Origin of the sequence: Vreelandella olivaria (assembly GCF_023507745.1) — a bacterium.
Lineage (GTDB): Bacteria > Pseudomonadota > Gammaproteobacteria > Pseudomonadales > Halomonadaceae > Vreelandella > Vreelandella olivaria_A.
On sequence record NZ_JALPZO010000134.1, the window covers coordinates 113,945 to 129,960 of the forward strand.

The following is a 16,016-nucleotide window of genomic DNA, read 5'->3' on the forward strand; positions in this document are numbered from 1 at the left end:
GTTATGGATACGGGAACTTTCCGCGGCCTTATCACGCTGTTTTTGATCGTCGCTTTTATTGGCATTTTCTTATGGGCCTACTCAAAGCGACGCAAACCGGACTTTGACGAAGCGGCCAACCTGCCCTTCGCTGATAACGATGATGAGCAACCGACCAGTGACAAGCATGCTTCGCTCGAACACGAAGCGGATTCCCGCCACGACAGGGGAGATAAGAATACATGAATAATTTATGGGGTGACTCCCTATCCAGCTTCTGGAGCGCCTGGATTATTGTCCTCACACTGGGCACTATCGCTGCGAGTGTTTGGATTTTGCTCGCCAACCGCAGCACCGATAAAGTACCAGATGCTGACGGTAACATTGAAACGACCGGGCATGCGGCAGATGGTATTGAAGAGTATGACAATCCTCTGCCTCAATGGTGGTTCAAGCTATTTATCCTGACGGTAGTGTTTGCCTTGGGGTATTTGGTGCTCTATCCAGGGCTTGGTAACTATGCTGGCATCCTGGGCTGGTCCCAGGAGGGTCAGTGGGAGGAAGAGGTGGCCGATGCCCATGAGCGCTTCACGCCCATCTTTGCCCAGTACCAGGAAATACCTATTCCCGAGTTGGCACGAGATGCTGACGCCATGCAAGTAGCCGAGCGCATCTTCCAGAATAACTGTGCGGTATGCCACGGCTCCAACGCCCAGGGCAGCTATGGCTTCCCGGATCTCACTAATGACGACTGGCTATACGGCGGGGAGCCAGAAAATATTCTGACCACGCTGACCAATGGCCGTAACGGTTTGATGCCTTCCTGGCAACAGTTGGGTGAGAACAACATTGAAAACCTCACACAATACGTGCTGTCTCTTTCTAACCTGGAGCATGATGAAGAGCGTGCTGCCAGCGGTGAAAGCACTTTCCTGGCAGCCTGTGCAGCGTGTCACGCGCCAAGCGGTACTGGCAACACAGCGCTGGGTGCACCAGACCTGACGAACGATATTTGGCTTTATCAAGCGCCGGGCCAAACCGTTGCAGACTCCATTCGCCAGACGCTGCGTAATGGTCGTAACGGCCATATGCCAGCACAAGCGGCTTACATTGGTGAAGAGCGCGTACATCTGGTAGCTGCTTACGTTTACAGCCTGCGCTTTAACGACTAATCACGCTGAGGCGTTACGTCAATATAAAGGGCTGCTTTAAGAGGGTGCGGTTTCATACCGCACCCTTTCTTCATCCACAACCCGATACACTATTAGCACGTTTATGACCTGTCAGTTATTCGGTCTACAGCCAGCACTATGCTGTTGCCTATCCTGCCTTGTGAGCTGCGATCATCGCCATGGAAAAGATACCTAGCCAAGATATTACGCCGCCAGTCGTCGGGCATCACTCCCCTGATGAAGGAACTACCCAGGAAATGTATGCCAAGCGCCGCCATATTTATGTGCGCGAGATTAAAGGCCTGTTTCAAAAAATCCGACGCAGTGCCAACTGGGCGCTAATGCTAGCTTTCTTCTTACTGCCTTGGATTAACTGGGGCAATCGTCCCATGGTCTGGTTTGATTTGCCTGGCCGGGAGTTTCATATCCTTTCAGCCACATTTTATCCTCAGGAGTTTATCTTACTCTCCTGGCTACTGATCATTTGTGCCTTTGGGCTGTTTTTTATTACTGTCTTCGCAGGACGGGTCTGGTGTGGCTACACTTGCCCCCAAAGTGTCTGGACGTTCCTGTTTATGTGGCTGGAACACCGTATTGAGGGTACAAGAAACCAGCGCATCAAGCTGGATAAACAGCCCATGCATACCCATAAGGCATGGCGTAAAACAGCCAAACATACTGCCTGGCTCCTTATCGCCCTGGTCACAGGCATTACCTTTGTCGGCTACTTCACCCCTATTCGAACACTGGTTGCAGAGCTACCCACACTTAATGCGCACGGATGGTCCTATTTCTGGGTCGGCTTCTTCCTGGTGTTTACCTACCTGAATGCTGGCTGGCTGCGCGAGCAGGTGTGCATTTATATGTGCCCCTATGCACGCTTTCAATCGGTGATGTTTGATCGGGACACCTTGATTGTGTCCTACGACCAGACACGAGGGGAGCCTCGTGGAAGCCGTAAAAAATCGCTCAGTCACACTCAGGCGCGTGAAGCCGGGAATGGAGACTGCATTGATTGTGAACTGTGTGTCCAAGTTTGCCCAACCGGCATTGATATACGCGAAGGCCTGCAGTACGAATGTATTACCTGCGCCGCCTGCATTGATGCCTGCGACAGTATTATGGATAAAATGGGTTACCCTAAAGGGCTTATCCGCTATACAACTGAAAACTCACTAGAGGGCAAGAAGAGCCATATATTGCGCCCTCGCCTACTTGGCTACTTTGCCGCACTGGTGGTGATGGTGGCCACCTTTGCCTGGGCTGTTAACGACCGTATGCCCCTGGGCTTTGAAGTTGAGCGAGAGCGCACTCAGCTTTATCAAACCACCCGTGATGGTCGCATTAGCAACGTCTATAGCCTGAATATCCGTAACCTGGATAACCAGGATCACACCTACCGTATCAGTGCAGCTGGTTTACCCAGTCTATCTCTGGACGATGTCACGGTAAGCGTTCCTGCAGGCGGTTCCCGCCTTCAGGTGGTTACCGTCCTGGCCGACCCAGATGACTTGCAGCAGCCCAGCCACCCCATCACCTTTACTTTGCAGGCCCAGCAGGATGAGCGTATCCGCTTAGAGCGCGAAACTCGCTTCCTGGGCGATATTAGGAGATAAAGACACGATGCCTTCCCATAACGTTACCCCCTGGTACAAACAGTTTTGGCCCTGGTTTTTAATTGGGCTACTGTTCTCATCAATTATTGTAAGTACCACCTTTGCCGTCCTTTCGATTAAAACCGCAGACGGCATGGTGGTACAGGAAGACTATTACGAGCATGGCAAAGCCATCAATATGATTCTTGCCAAACAGGAGCGTGCCGAGGAACTCAACCTTTCAGCCGAGCTGCGCATAGATCCGCTGACCAGCGATATTGTGCTCGACTTGGCCGGTGATGAGCGCCCGGACAAACTCTACCTGATGCTCATTTTCCCTACCCAGGATGATCGGGACCAGGAGTTTGTGTTAGAACACGTGCGAGACGGGCGTTACACTGCGCAAGGGCCGGATAATCTGCGCTACCGCTGGTACCTACAGTTACAGCCAGAGCAGACAGAAGCCGATTGGCGCCTGATTGGTGTTGCCCGTTTCCCCGATGAAAACAGTATTGCACTGCTACCTGGAGGGCGTTCCGCGAGCGAATGAGCACTACCGCTAACGTCCCTGGCTGCTATCACTGTGGCAATCCGGTGCCCTCAGGAGCACCTTGGCAGATCACCTTTGACGATGCCACCCATCCGCTTTGCTGCCCTGGCTGCGAAGCGGTGGCCCATGCCATTGTGGATGGTGGTCTGGAGAGTTATTACCACTACCGCACTGAACTCCCTGAACGTCCTGATGAGCGTCAGGCAGCTAAAGCCGAAACATGGTCGGTATTTGATGACCCTGGCTTACAGGCACAGTTTGTTCATCCCGACGGCGACGATGGAACGGTCAGAGCGACACTGGCAATAGAGGGCATTACCTGTGCCGCCTGCGCCTGGTTGATTGAGCACCGTTTAAATGCCCTTGAAGGTGTTACCTCAAGTGCCGTGAACTTAACTCACCATCGCCTTCGAGTAAGCTGGGCCCCTGACGTCATCACGCTTTCCCAGCTCTTCGCCGAGCTTGCTGCGATTGGTTATGACGCTCAACCCTACGAGCCAGACCAGGCCCAAGCGCGCTTGCAGCACGAAGAGCGTATGAACGTTCGCCGCCTGATCGTTGCCGCCGTCGGCATGATGCAGGTCATGATGTTCTCTATTCCTATCTATGTTGCCGGGCCAGGGGAACTGAGTGCCGACTTCTATGCACTGTTTCATTGGCTCTCCTTTGCATTGGCGACACCGGTCGTGTTTTTCTCGGCCCAGCCCTTCTTCCGTAATGCACTGCGCGATCTGAAAACCGGTGTACTGGGTATGGATGTGCCGGTTTCACTAGCTATCGGTGGCGCCTACCTGGCCAGTGGCTATGCCGTACTGTTTGATGTGGGTGAGGTTTATTTCGACTCAGTGGCAATGTTCACCTTCTTCCTGTTGTTTGGCCGCTATGTGGAAGGACGGGCCAGACGACGCAGCGGGCATAGCGGTAATGCCCTTAGCGGTGTCCTCCCCGTTTCAGCCACACGCCTGGAAGCCGATGGCAGCGAACGTATTTTACCCGCCAGTGAACTGGCCGCCGGTGATCGCGTGCTCATCAAGCCAGGTCATGGCGTTCCTGCGGACGGCATTATTGAAGAAGGAGAGTCAAGCCTCGACGAATCCATGCTTACCGGAGAGTACCTGCCGGTCACCCGGCGTGTTGGCGACAGTGTGACGGGGGGTAGCCAGAATATGGAAAACCCGCTGATCATCAAGGTCACTCATGCGGGTAACGAAGCAAGAGTGGCGGGCATTGTCGATTTAACCGATCGCGCATTTGCCAGCCGCCCCCGGCTTGCGCAAATGGCCGCACGTATGGCACACCTGTTTGTATTGCGCCTGCTGGTGGTGACCGCCTGCGTTACCGTCGCCTGGTGGTTTATCGACCCCTCCAGGGTGCTATGGATAATGCTCTCAGTACTGGTGGTTACCTGCCCCTGCGCCCTGGCCCTGGCGACCCCCACCGCCCTGACAGCCGGGCACGGGCAACTGCGCCAGCGGGGCGTATTGATCACCCGTGCCGATGCAATGGAGTCGCTATCCAACGTTACCCGGGTGATTTTCGACAAGACAGGGACGCTAACCCGGGGCGAAATGCACCTAACCCAGACAGACCCTATCTCCTCCGAACTCAGCGCTGAACGAGCACGCGCTATCGCTGCGGCCCTGGAGGCTCACTCCGAGCATCCCATTGCTCGTGCATTCCGTCCGTTTCGCGATGCCACGCTACAGGCTCGCCATGTGCACAGCTATACAGGCAGCGGCTTGGAGGGCACGCTAAATGGAGCCACTTGGCGTTTAGGAAAACCTGACTTTTCCAGCGCCACCTCCATCACCTCGCCAGGGACCGGGCAGTGGCTACTGCTCAGCGAAAATGGCACCCCTCGTGTATGGTTTAAGCTGCATGATGGTATTCGGGACGATGCCGCAGAGACGGTGGCTGCACTGCAGGCCAACGGGTTAGTCGTCGAACTGCTGTCCGGGGATACACAGGAAGCCGTTGAAAGCCTGGCCCGGCAACTTAACATCACCACATGGCATGCAGGCCGATCTCCAGAAGGCAAGCTTGAGCGGTTACGTGAACTACAGGCCCAGGGCGAACGTGTCGTCATGATCGGGGATGGTATCAATGATATCCCTATATTGGCTGGAGCTGATGTGGCGATTGCCATGAACGGCGCCACCGACTTGGCACGCACCCGCGCCGACGCAGTGTTGCTCAGCCCTCGATTGATGCGTATTTTTGACGCCATCGAGATCTCCCGTGCAACCCGAAGGATCATGCGCCAGAATATGATGTGGTCGGTGTGCTACAACTTCTCGGCGTTGCCCTTGGCCGCGATGGGGCTCATACCACCCTGGCTTGCCGCTATTGGCATGTCGCTCAGTTCACTTGTCGTCGTTGGCAACGCATTACGCCTGTCTCGCTGGCGCACCCGGCCTGCTCCTCTGACAATGCCTGCAACCCCGGTGACTGCATGACCATCCTATACCTGCTAATTCCTCTTTCGTTGATTTTACTGGGCTTGGCGGTCTGGGCTTTTTTCTGGGCAGTAAAACACGATCAGTTTGATGATCTGGAAGGCCCTGCCCACCGCATTCTTTTCGATGACGAAAATGACCTGACCGCAGAGCAACGCGCCGAGCACAAGAAAACATCATCCCAGCGCACTGACTCAGATGAACCCGAGCCACCAGCATGAACCCCACCGGGCTCGACTTGCCACCCGTAATGGCGGCATTTGTATTTGGTTTAATGGGTGGCGCTCACTGTATTGGCATGTGCGGTGGCATTATGAGCGCCCTCACGTTTGCCGTCCCTCCCAGCATGCGCCACCCGGCACGCATGGGAGGGCTGCTGCTTAGTTATAATCTGGGCCGCATTCTCAGCTATATGGTGGCGGGTGCGCTGGTAGCAGCCCTCGGCACGCTTATTTCGCTCTCCCCCATGGCTCGCCTGCTATTGCAGGTATTTGCGGCGCTGATGCTGATCCTGATGGCTCTCTATATTGCCAACTGGTGGAAGGGGTTGCTGAGGATCGAGGCGCTTGGACGGCATTTATGGCGCCATATAGAGCCAGTCGGCAGACGCTTAATGCCTGTCGTCCACCTTCCGCAAGCGTTTACTCTGGGCGCTTTATGGGGCTGGTTGCCCTGCGGCCTGGTCTACTCGATGCTTGCCTGGAGTTTGGCTATTGCCAACCCAATACAGGGCGCCCTGCTGATGGGTGCCTTTGGTCTGGGTACGCTACCCGCACTACTTGTCACGGGCATGGCGGCTCAACAGCTGAACCACTTGATTCGTCATCCGGCTACACGCAGCGTGGCCGCGCTTACCATTATCAGTTTTGCGGTATGGCAGTTATGGGCACTACTGGGCCATCACACCCATTGACCGGACAGGGTGCATTACTTGATATAGCTCAACGCTTTCACAGTTGGCATGCACTAGCATTTGGTAGGATTTAAGCCTGTTTTTTCGGTACTAAAAGCCCGTTATCAACTTTTGTATTTCCAATCCTGGAGCGCCTTCCATGCCCGCACACGCCACTGCTGCCGCACCACACACTACACCCGCAGCGCCTTCGGCCACTGCCTGGGATGAAGCGTTGCTACGCCGATATGATAAAAGCGGCCCGCGTTATACATCCTACCCAACCGCGCTCGCTTTCCACGAGCAATTTACCGCTGACGATCTCACCCAGGCGCTTGAACGCAGTAACGAAAGCCAGCGGCCACTCTCGCTTTATGTACACGTGCCGTTTTGTCGAAAAATTTGTTTTTATTGCGCCTGTAACAAAATTGCCACCAAAAACACACAACTCGCCGAGCCCTACTTATCCAGGCTTGATCGTGAAATGGTGTTGGCCGCCCGCCACGTGGACACCAGGCGTCCAGTACAGCAACTGCACTGGGGCGGCGGCACACCCACGTTTCTCTCGCTGGCACAAATGAGTGATCTGATTGACCGCCTGGATGCCCGATTTGGCTTATCCATGGCCCCCGACCGTGATTACGCGATTGAAATCGACCCAAGGGAAGCGGATGTATTCACCCTGCGTCATCTACAGTCGCTTGGTTTCAACCGTCTAAGCCTCGGGGTACAGGATTTAAATCCTCAGGTACAAAAAGCCATTAACCGTGTGCAACCGCGTGTGCTGACAGAAACGTTAATGGACGAAGCCCATCGCCTGGGCTTTCGCTCACTTAACCTGGATTTGATTTATGGCCTGCCCTTTCAAACAGAGCGCAGCTTCGCTGAAACGCTGCGTCAGGTAATAGAACTGAATCCCGCACGGCTTTCGGTCTTTAACTATGCCCATATGCCAACCCGCTTTGCCCCACAACGGCGTATTAATGAAGAGGACCTGCCAAGCGCTGATGAAAAGCTCGCCATTCTGCACACCACCATAGAAATGCTTACCAACGCAGGCTATGTGCATATTGGGATGGATCACTTCGCCCGTCCCGATGACAGTTTGACCATTGCCCAACGCAATGGCTCATTGCAGCGGAATTTCCAGGGTTACTCCAGCCACGCCCAGTGCGATTTGATTGGACTGGGTGTCTCAGCGATTTCCCGCGTTGCAGACGTATATGCCCAAAACCCCACTTCACTTGAGCTTTACGAAACTGCTTTGGATCAAGGTAGACTGGCAACCACAAAAGGATTACGGTTAAATGAGGATGACCTGATACGCCGGGATGTCATTGAACGCTTAATGTGCGATATGGGAATCGACTTGGCAGCAGTGGGTCAGCGCTGGGGAATTAATGCCGCTGACTACTTCAACCCAACCCTTGAGCAGTTGCGGGGGGCTGAACAGGATGGCTTACTAGTACGCGACGGCTTGTCACTAAGAGCCACCGCTATGGGCCGCTTACTGATTCGCCATCTTGCCATGGCATTCGATGCTTATTTACCTAAGCAGTCGGCGCGGCGTTACTCGAAAATTCTGTAACCCTCTTGAGGCGCCTTCACCCTGCGCCTATGATGGCTAATAATCAAGGGAGAAATACATGCCACATCCTGTCAGCCAACGACGTTCGCTGCTGCAAGAGGCACGCTGTCAAACCTGTAGCCTTAGTTCACTCTGTCTGCCTCTGGCGTTAGAGCTTGAAGATATGGGTCAGTTTGATGCCATCATTCGGCGCCGCGCCCCATTAAAAAAGGGGGAACCGCTTTTTCGTCAGGGTGACTCCTTTACCAGTGTTTATGCCGTGCGCTCTGGCAGTCTTAAACAGACCACCAGCGAAGGCGATGGTAATGACCAACTGACCAACTTCTACCTGCCAAGTGAGTTGGTTGGCTTGGATGGCATTGATGAAGAGCATTACCCTGGCAGTGTTATTGCACTTGAAACCACAACGGTCTGTGAAATTCCCTTTGACCGTCTGGATCTGCTGTCAGAGGAACTGCCTGAACTTCGTGGTCAGCTCTACCGGAGTATGAGCAAAGAGCTTAGGGATGACCGGCGCATGATGCGGCTGTTATCGCGTAAAACCGCTGACCAGCGTCTGGCAAGCTTTCTGATCACCCTTTCAGACCGCTTCCGCCGTCGTGGCTACTCGCCCTACAGTTTTCGGCTTTCCATGTCCCGTGCTGATATCGGTAACTACCTAGGCTTGGCGGTAGAAACGGTTAGCCGTATTCTTAGCCGTTTTCAACAGCAGGAAGTGGTGGCGGTTTCAGGACGCGAGATTAATATCCTCGATATGCAGCTGTTAATCACCCTGGCCGAAGAGGACGAGCAGGCAGTTACCTCACGTTAAGTGCCTGAATACGCCCTGCCATCAATGCTGCCTGCTTGGCTTCAAGCCCTGCAAAATCAAACAGTGTGCGGTCAGCAAGCTGCGAAGGAGCGACGTTTGTCACCGCTTTAAACATGCTTTCCAGCCTTCCTGGATGCTTCTTATCCCACTCGGCCAGCATATCCTTGACCACCTGACGTTGCAGGTTGGGTTGAGAGCCGCACAGATTGCAGGGAATGATAGGAAACTCCATCAACCGGGAAAACTCTGCAATGTCAGCCTCTTTGCAGTAGGCCAGCGGGCGAATCACGATGTTTTTACCATCATCAGAGAGCAGCTTTGGTGGCATCGCTTTAAGTGTGCCGCCAAAGAACATATTAAGAAACAGTGTTTCCAGAATATCTTCCCGGTGATGCCCCAGAGCAATTTTGGTTGCGCCGATCTCTTCGGCAAAACCGTATAGCGACCCACGCCGTAACCGCGAACAGAGTGCACAGGTGGTCTTACCTTCCGGGGTTTTCTCTTTTACAACCGAATAGGTATCGCGCTCCAGAATATGGTACTCCACCCCCAGCCTATCCAAATACTGCGGTAGCACGTGCTCTGGAAAACCGGGCTGCTTCTGATCCATATTCACCGCCACCAGGGAAAAATTGACAGGGGCATTACGCTGCAGACTGCGCAGAATCTCAAGCATGGTGTAGCTGTCTTTCCCCCCCGAGAGACATACCATCACCCGGTCTCCCTCATCAATCATCTGATAATCGATAATGGCATTACCCACCTCACGGCGCAGACGCTTTTGCAGCTTATTAAATTCGCGCTTCTGTTTTGCGTCGTGCATCTCAGGCTGAGGTTGCAGGCTCACCGCTGAGGCGACATCTGCCGTCGCGGGGTCAAAATAATCAAGAGGTTGCATGGTATTAGCACTGCCGGTGGAATAAAGAGCAGTGGCTATTCTAACAATACTCGCCACCTCCACCCAACATAAACCCAGCAAATACAGCGGTTTTAGGTGACCTGGGCGGCTCCACGCTGCAAGCGAAGGTACAGTAACGCACTGGCCGTCGCATCACTTAATACGCCATGCCCTCTCATGGCAGGAAGCTGCCACCGTTCAAGTGCATCGCCAAGACAGCTACTGATATCCACCTGAGGATGTAGGCGTCGTAGCTGCCGATGATGCAACTTGGCAATATCCACCTGGGCATTGGGCAGGCCGAAGCCCAGTCCCGCTTTGAATAGGCTATTCAGCCGTTCAAAAGAGCAACCTACCTGCCAACCGATGAGAGGCCGGTTACCCACAAATTCAGCTAATGCACCTAGATTTTCCGCACTGGGGGTTAACGCCACATCGGTGCCATAAAGCTGATGGTGCCTGCGTAGCGTGGCCTTATCGGCACTACGGGTATTGGCGATCGTCGCCACCCAGGCACGGCTGGTTTGGACATGGCGCTGGTTCAGAACAACAGCCGCCACGCTGACGACCGGATGCTCATCAACAGATACCCGGCATGCCATCGCCACCAGTTCCTCCCCCATATAAGGCTGAAACAGCCAGGCGTAGGGAGAGCCTTCACAACGACGGCGGTCACTTTCCCGCTGTAATAACATCCGTAACGAGCCACTAAAGAGCGCCACGTGTCGATCTAGCAATCGCATACTGCTCACGAATACTCCAGATGATATCGTTGGGAAAGACGCTGCTTGAAATCCTTGACAATATGCAGTGCCTCACGCAGTAAATCGCGTTCAAGCGATGAAAGCTCCTGTACTACCACACGGTTGGTTCTCTGTTCAGACGTTTCGCCCAGTTCATGCAACTGCTGTTTCAACCGCAGTTCTGTAAACAGCGCCAGCGCTTCACCCAGATCATCGGCAAAGCGACGATCCAGTCGACCATCGGCCGCCAACGCATCCAAACGATCCAGAGTTGAGGTCGCTTTAATACGCCGTTCAAGCGCCATGGTGCGCACACCATGCACAATAGGAAAAATGCCACCCTTTTTAATATCGATGCCATGCTGGGGCTTTTTAAGTGAGCCAAACAGAGTCAGTGGTGTCGAAAACCGCAGGGCAGTACGTGCAAAATAGGAGAGCAGTAGTTCATCACGGGAGCAGTGCTCAAATAATTCATCGCGCACATGCTCCAGTAAGCCTGGATTACCCGCCACCGCATGGGCATCCAGTAGAATAGCCAGCTTCATCAAGCTGTCGCCATCCCTTGCGCTGGCCCACTTCACAATATTTTGCTTCCATTGGGAAACCGTCCCCACCCACTCTGGATTGGAAACCATAATATTGCCTGGACAGGGAGGGTAGCCCAACTGAATAAGTGTCTCCGTCAAGGTTTTCATTTGCTCTGCCACGTCGGGCCAATGACTGTCATCTGCTAAAATCAGCCCATTATCCTGGTCTGTTTTCAGGATCTGCTCGCCCCTTCCCTCACTTCCCATCACCATCAGACAGCTATGGGAATGATGCTGTTCATCAACAGTAAACACCCAGGCTTTGCTCATAATGCGCCCGTTGAGAGCTGCCAGCAGATCCATGGCAAAACGCAGCTTTACCCCTTGCGCCATTAATGCATTTACCAGTTCAGGGGTACGCTGGCTTGCGGCTGCCAGCGTCTCAAGATTGTTCGCCTGCTCCACTTGAAGGCTAACCACGTAGCTACGACTTGAGAAGTAGCTCAACACATCGGTCAGTTCAACAACGCCTTTGAGCGCCCCCTGCTCCATCACCACTACCCGGGCAACCTTATGGCGTGTCATTAATACCAGGGCTTCAAACAGGTATTGGTCGGCTGTTACCGTCACCAGTGAGAAGTGTGCCAGCTCTTCAACAGGGGTTGCATTGCTACAGTTGCCAAGTACCAGGCCATTGAGCAGATCGGTCTTGGTGACCATGCCAAATTTGCCCTGGGTGTTCACCAATAGGCTATCGGCATGGCTATCATTAAGCTGGATAACTGCATTGTTAATATCAGCAGAAGCATCCATCAACAGCGGCTCACGCATGCACTCACTCACTTTGGCCAGCATAAAGCCAGCCATGGTCACGCCCCCTTCTGCACGCTTTTCGGCTAACAGGCGCGCTTTGTGTGATAACGAGTGTTTGAAGAAATTTTCAAATTCCGGGTAGTGGCGACACAGCTGCATGAACAGCGCTTTGGGCATGATGTAGCAAAGGCTTTCCTGCTCCGCTTGAAAGCGATACCGGCTTTTTCCATTTAGAATGCTGATAGCACCGAATAAATCACCTGCGGTGTAGTGGCCTATACGCGAGCTGGAAGCAGGCAGTGTGGGATCAAGTTCTGCTATCTCTCCCTTATGGATCAGAAATACCGATTCTCCCGCTTGTCCTGTTTCTAAAATTATCTCGTCACGATCAAAGTAAGCGAGATCCATTCCACGACGAATATGATCACGCCCCTCTTCATCTAGCAACGTAAAAGGCAGCTGGGATAACTCAACCTCCACCATGCGCGTCCTCACTAAACCAAAGGCAAATGAAACACCCAAAATGACACAACAGCATAACTAATCAGCAACACAGCTAAGCACCCGATACTTCTCTCGACATGGAAGCTTCGATATATACTCCCCTGCACTCACAACTACAGCACTCTTTCTAAAACGCTACTAAAGGGTAATAAACAGCCTTTCCTACAGACTATCAACACACCACCATAATACTTTTCTCTATAACGCTAACGTCGAATCAATATTTTATCAGCGACTAAAGTAGTGCACTTACCTCTACTATCAGGTACTGATATGATATTTATTCAAATGTAGCAAACATTACTTTCAAGCGACCCATAGACCATCGTCCCATCACCACTCACCGAATAGAAGAAATTACAAAAAAAACCATAAAAAACAAATACAAGTAAGTCTCTTACCGCTTACCAAACCCAGCACGGGCAAGCCTGATACCAAAGTCTGGGATTTATTTTTTGTATTTATTGACCAGTATTACCAGGGAGTCAGGCGGGGTAATCAGTCGTCACTAGCCAATGCTATTGCTGAGCACTGTCACGAACCATCATCCAAGTTCTAATAAGTGGGTCAACATGGCCCACTCTTGGATAACACTAATGGATAGCACTGCAAAATAATAAAGTGGCGTACTCGGAAAATCTGGCACAATCGCTGGTAAGTAAACAGTGGTTTCCCATGTGCGATTGCCCTGGTGAATCACACCCTATTTTGAGTTCACTTTCCAACCCTAAAAATCACGAGTGGAGAGCAACACAATGGCAGACGACAAATCTAATGCTGCTGAATATTGGAAAGCCAACGTTCGCTTGATCTTCGGATGCCTGATTGTATGGGCATTTGTCTCTTACGGATGCGCTATCCTCTTCCGCCCACTGCTGGCGAGTATTTCTGTAGGGGGCACCGACCTGGGCTTCTGGTTTGCTCAGCAAGGCTCCATCCTCACCTTTATCGGCCTGATTTTCTTCTATGCCTGGAGAATGAATCAGCTCGATAAGAAATTTGGCCTGGGGGAGTAAGCCAGCATGAGCCAGTTTGCAATTAACTTACTATTTGTCGGCGCCTCGTTTGCGCTCTATATCGGTATTGCGATATGGGCACGTGCAGGCTCTACAAAAGACTTCTATGTTGCCGGTGGTGGCGTTCACCCAATTACAAACGGCATGGCCACGGCGGCTGACTGGATGTCAGCGGCTTCCTTTATTTCCATGGCTGGCCTAATCGCATCTGGCGGTTACGCCAACTCGACTTACCTGATGGGCTGGACCGGCGGTTTCGTTATTCTTGCCATGCTGCTCGCTCCGTATCTGCGTAAGTTTGGCAAGTTTACGGTTCCAGACTTTATCGGTGAGCGTTTCTACAGCCGTACCGCTCGGGTGGTGGCCGTTATCTGCCTGATCATTGCCTCGGTCACCTACGTTATCGGCCAGATGACAGGCGCGGGGGTTGCCTTCTCACGCTTCCTTGAGGTACCCAGCACCTGGGGTATCTGGATTGCAGCGGCAATCGTATTCCTTTATGCCGTATTCGGTGGCATGAAGGGCATTACCTACACCCAGGTTGCCCAATACATCGTGTTGATTGTTGCCTACACCATCCCAGCGGTCTTTATTGCGATGCAACTGACAGGCAACCCCATTCCGATGTTTGGTATGTTCAGCACCCATAGCGAGTCGGGTGTTCCATTGCTGCAAAAACTGGATGATGTGGTGGTAGCGCTTGGCTTCCAGGACTATACAGCAGACGTTGACAACAAGCTGAACATGGTGCTGTTCACGCTCTCGCTGATGATCGGCACCGCCGGTTTGCCCCACGTTATCATCCGCTTCTTCACCGTTCCAAAAGTGGCAGATGCACGCTGGTCAGCAGGTTGGGCACTGGTGTTCATCGCCCTGCTTTACCTCACCGCACCAGCCGTTGCCTCCATGGCACGCTTGAACCTGATGACCACTGTCTACCCGGAAATGACCGGCCAGGTGGAAGATTACGAAACAGCCGCCGCCGAGCCGATTCTGTATGAAGATCGTCCTGACTGGTTCAGAACCTGGGAAGACACTGGCCTCATTACCTTCAATGATTTGAATAACGATGGCCGTATCCAGTTCTATGACGACACCAATACCGAGTTTAACGAAACCATTGCAGCTGATCGTGGCTGGGCGGGTAATGAGCTGTCGGTGAACAACGATATCCTGGTACTTGCCAACCCAGAAATCGCCAACCTGCCCGGCTGGGTGATTGGTTTAATCGCGGCAGGGGGTATCGCGGCTGCCCTATCAACTGCAGCGGGCCTGCTACTGGCGATTTCGTCCGCTATCAGTCACGATTTGATCAAAAACACCATTAATCCCAACATTTCAGAGAAGAGTGAAATGCTGGCAGCCCGGATATCCATGGGGGGTGCGATCCTGCTGGCAACCTATCTGGGCCTGAACCCACCAGGCTTTGCTGCCCAAACGGTGGCTCTGGCTTTCGGCATTGCCGCTGCATCACTGTTCCCGGTACTCATGATGGGTATTTTCTCAACCCGTATGAACAGTGCCGGGGCGATTTGTGGCATGCTGGCAGGCCTGACCGCCACACTGCTGTATATCTTCACCTACCTGGGCTGGTTCTTTATCCCAGGCACCAATATGCTTCCCAATACCCCTGACAACTGGTTCATCGGCATCTCCCCACTCTCCTTCGGTGCGGTAGGTGCGTTGATCAACTTTGCAGTGGCCTTTACTGTCTCCAGCATGACAGCAGCGCCACCGAAAGAGATCCAGGAACTGGTGGAAAGCGTACGCTATCCAAAAGGTGCTGGTGCCGCAGTTGACCACTAAGCCATAATCGTTCCTGAATGCTCCTGCAAGGGAGCAGGTCAAGGAATCCACGTTGCATCGGGCTTCTTCAGGGAAGCCCGATCTGTTTCAGGAATAGTTGTTATGATCTGGCACTTGATTGCCGCTATCTTTGCCGCACTGGCCGCCGCTGGCATTGGCTTAATTCTTCGTCATCTATCCCGTAACCGACTCCCGAAATGGATAATTCCTGTCTTCGCCGGACTGGGAATGTTGGGCTACCAAATCCATGTGGAATACTCATGGTTTGAGCATAAACAACGACAACTGCCGGCATCAGCAGTGGTCATTGATAGTGCCACCGGGACAGAGATGTGGCGCCCATGGACATTCTTCTTCCCAATGACAACCCGCTTTAGCGTTGTGGATCGCGACAGCATTCAGCGCACCCAACACCAGGGGGCCACGCTGGCAGAATTTATGCTTTATCACTTTGAGCGCCACCACACCGATCTGGTGATCCCTCAGCCCTATTTGCTTAACTGCTCCAACCGCGAGTTGGTGGCTATTGATATGGATACCCGCGAGCCTGATGTTGAGCGCCTACGCACCCTACGCTCTGGCTCCACATTATTGCAAACGGTATGCCAGTCGAATGTGTGAATAGCCCAGCTGGCCTGTTTGCCAAGTAGCAGCACTTAAGCGCCT

General features: G+C 53.0%; 15 protein-coding genes. 12 read left to right on the top strand and 3 right to left on the bottom strand.

Translation table 11 applies throughout. The features are described from left to right. The first annotated feature begins 3 nt into the window (after positions 1–3). The 9 genes from HP566_RS16440 to fnr all read left to right on the top strand — a co-directional run bounded on the left by HP566_RS16440 (position 4) and on the right by fnr (position 9,043). Positions 4–225 (top strand): cbb3-type cytochrome oxidase subunit 3, encoded by a 222-nt coding sequence (locus HP566_RS16440; protein WP_249978359.1) that lies wholly within the window; start codon positions 4–6, stop codon positions 223–225. Continuing rightward, positions 222–1,151: a cytochrome-c oxidase, cbb3-type subunit III gene (gene ccoP, locus HP566_RS16445; protein ID WP_249978360.1), complete on the top strand. Its 930-nt coding sequence runs from the start codon at positions 222–224 to the stop codon at positions 1,149–1,151. Before HP566_RS16440 ends, ccoP begins: the two co-directional genes overlap by 4 nt. 179 nt (positions 1,152–1,330) lie before the next feature. After that, positions 1,331–2,767, top strand: a complete 1,437-nt coding sequence (gene ccoG / locus HP566_RS16450; protein WP_249978362.1) for a cytochrome c oxidase accessory protein CcoG — start codon at positions 1,331–1,333, stop codon at positions 2,765–2,767. A 7-nt stretch (positions 2,768–2,774) separates the two neighbouring features. Next, positions 2,775–3,296: a FixH family protein gene (locus HP566_RS16455; RefSeq protein ID WP_249978364.1), complete on the top strand. Its 522-nt coding sequence runs from the start codon at positions 2,775–2,777 to the stop codon at positions 3,294–3,296. Then, positions 3,293–5,752, top strand: coding sequence for a heavy metal translocating P-type ATPase (locus tag HP566_RS16460; RefSeq protein ID WP_249978365.1), 2,460 nt, complete (start codon positions 3,293–3,295; stop codon positions 5,750–5,752). The genes HP566_RS16455 and HP566_RS16460 overlap by 4 nt, the downstream gene beginning before the upstream one ends. Further along, positions 5,749–5,973 (top strand): cbb3-type cytochrome oxidase assembly protein CcoS, encoded by a 225-nt coding sequence (gene ccoS / locus HP566_RS16465; RefSeq protein WP_249978367.1) that lies wholly within the window; start codon positions 5,749–5,751, stop codon positions 5,971–5,973. The genes HP566_RS16460 and ccoS overlap by 4 nt, the downstream gene beginning before the upstream one ends. After that, positions 5,970–6,665, top strand: a complete 696-nt coding sequence (locus tag HP566_RS16470) for a sulfite exporter TauE/SafE family protein (protein ID WP_249978368.1) — start codon at positions 5,970–5,972, stop codon at positions 6,663–6,665. The genes ccoS and HP566_RS16470 overlap by 4 nt, the downstream gene beginning before the upstream one ends. Positions 6,666–6,804: 139 nt before the next feature. After that, positions 6,805–8,232, top strand: a complete 1,428-nt coding sequence (hemN, locus tag HP566_RS16475; protein WP_249978370.1) for an oxygen-independent coproporphyrinogen III oxidase — start codon at positions 6,805–6,807, stop codon at positions 8,230–8,232. 58 nt (positions 8,233–8,290) lie between these two features. Then, on the top strand, positions 8,291–9,043 hold the full coding sequence (gene fnr / locus HP566_RS16480; RefSeq protein WP_249978371.1) for a fumarate/nitrate reduction transcriptional regulator Fnr: 753 nt from the start codon (positions 8,291–8,293) through the stop codon (positions 9,041–9,043). Here fnr and ttcA read toward each other — a convergent pair. The 3 genes from ttcA to HP566_RS16495 form a co-directional block, all read right to left on the bottom strand. Continuing rightward, the gene (ttcA, locus tag HP566_RS16485) at positions 9,030–9,941 is read right to left on the bottom strand and encodes a tRNA 2-thiocytidine(32) synthetase TtcA (RefSeq protein WP_249978372.1); all 912 of its coding nucleotides are present in this window, start codon (positions 9,939–9,941) and stop codon (positions 9,030–9,032) included. The genes fnr and ttcA overlap by 14 nt on opposite strands. Before the next feature lie 92 nt (positions 9,942–10,033). After that, complete coding sequence (locus tag HP566_RS16490) at positions 10,034–10,684, bottom strand: DNA polymerase III subunit epsilon (RefSeq protein WP_249978439.1); 651 nt, start codon at positions 10,682–10,684, stop codon at positions 10,034–10,036. 5 nt (positions 10,685–10,689) lie between these two features. Beyond that, positions 10,690–12,507, bottom strand: coding sequence for a putative nucleotidyltransferase substrate binding domain-containing protein (locus HP566_RS16495; protein ID WP_249978373.1), 1,818 nt, complete (start codon positions 12,505–12,507; stop codon positions 10,690–10,692). Positions 12,508–13,283: 776 nt separating this feature from the next. Here HP566_RS16495 and HP566_RS16500 point away from each other — a divergent pair. From HP566_RS16500 to HP566_RS16510, 3 genes are all read left to right on the top strand, one after another. Continuing rightward, positions 13,284–13,544 (top strand): DUF4212 domain-containing protein, encoded by a 261-nt coding sequence (locus HP566_RS16500; protein ID WP_249978375.1) that lies wholly within the window; start codon positions 13,284–13,286, stop codon positions 13,542–13,544. Positions 13,545–13,550: 6 nt separating this feature from the next. Next, positions 13,551–15,350 carry a sodium:solute symporter family protein gene (locus HP566_RS16505; protein ID WP_249978376.1) on the top strand — a complete coding sequence of 600 codons (1,800 nt, stop codon included), beginning with the start codon at positions 13,551–13,553 and terminating at the stop codon, positions 15,348–15,350. A gap of 102 nt (positions 15,351–15,452) precedes the next feature. Continuing rightward, a complete protein-coding gene (locus tag HP566_RS16510; RefSeq protein ID WP_249978377.1) occupies positions 15,453–15,971 on the top strand; it encodes a hypothetical protein in 519 nt (172 codons plus the stop codon). Positions 15,972–16,016 lie beyond the last annotated feature (45 nt).